General features: G+C 66.0%; 1 protein-coding gene. It reads right to left on the bottom strand.

Annotation, left to right across the window (positions count from 1 at the left end; translation table 11 throughout):
- Positions 1–1,380, bottom strand: a 1,380-nt coding sequence (locus PMI29_RS0130545) for a DUF5801 repeats-in-toxin domain-containing protein (protein ID WP_008004454.1), incomplete at both ends; no start/stop codon positions are given.

Genomic DNA, 1,380 nt, shown 5'->3' on the forward strand with positions numbered 1-1,380 from the left:
TTGGCGGCCACGCTGACCGTGAACACCAGCAGGTTGCCCGTGGCCGTACGGCCTTCGACCACAGTGCCGTTGAGCGACAGGTTCACCCCCTCGCCCGAGGCCGTGTCGGTCAGGCCGGAGGCTCCGGCCACCACGCCCAGCGCATAGGTCAGTGTGCCCGCCCCATCGGCGCCAAACGCCGAGTTGAAGTTGGCGGCGAAACTCTGGGTCGCGTTGGTCGCCAGAATCGTCTCGTCCACCGTCAGCGTCGGCTCTGCGCCGGTGGTGGTGATGCTCGGCCCGTCGTCCTTGAACACCAGGTTCTGCCCGATATTGAGGGTCGCCTGGGCGCTGTCGCCGTCCCCGTCGGTCTTGGTCGCGGTCAGTGTCACCAGGTTGTCCGAAGTCAGGCTCGTCGAGTCATCGGGATTGCTGGCGTCGGGATGTACCACGGCCCGGAGCTGGTCGAGCGTGACGCTGCCATCGGCGGCGACGCTGACCGTGAACACCAGCAGGCTGCTGAGGGCCGTACGCCCTTCGACCACGGTGCCATTGAGCGACAGGTTCACCGCCTCGCCCGAGGCCGTATCCGTCAGCCCGGAAGCCCCGGCCACCACGCCCAGCGCGTAGGTCAGGGTGCCGGCACCATCGGCGCCAAACGCCGAATTGAAGTTGGCGGCGAAGCTCTGGGTCGCGTCGGTCGCCAGCACCGTCTCGTCCACCGTCAGCGTTGGCTCCGTGCCGGTGGTGGTGATACTCGGCCCGTCGTCCTTGAACACCAGGTTCTGTCCAATGTTGAGGGTTGCCTGGGCACTGTCGCCGTCCTTGTCGGTAATGGTCGCTGTCAGCGTCACCAGGTTGTCCGCGGTCAGGCTCGTCGAATCATCGGGATTGCTGGCGTCTGTATGCACCACGGCCCGGAGTTGGTCGAGTGTGACGACACCATTGGCGGCCACGCTGACCGTGAACACCAGCAGGTCGCTCGTGGCCGTGCGGCCTTCGACCACGGTGCCGTTGAGTGACAGGTTCACCGCATGGCCCGTGGCCGTGTCGGTCAGCCCGGAGGCTCCAGCCACCACGCCCAGCGCATAGCTCAGGGTGCCGGCACCATCGGCGCCAAACGCCGAATTGAAGTTGGCGGCAAAGCTCTGATTGGCGTCGGTGCCCAGTACTGTCTCGTCCACCGTCAGCGTCGGCTCCACGCCGGTGGTACTGATGCTCGGCCCGTCGTCCTTGAACACCAGATTCTGTCCAATGTTGAGGGTCGCCTGGGCACTGTCGCCGTCCTTGTCGGTAATGGTCGCGGTCAACGTCACCAGGTTGTCCGCGGTCAGGCTCGTCGAGTCATCGGGATTGGTGGCGTTGGGATGCACCACGGCCCGGAGCTGGTCGAGCGTGACG

It is taken from the genome of Pseudomonas sp. GM49, from assembly GCF_000282355.1.
Classification (GTDB): Bacteria; Pseudomonadota; Gammaproteobacteria; order Pseudomonadales; family Pseudomonadaceae; genus Aquipseudomonas.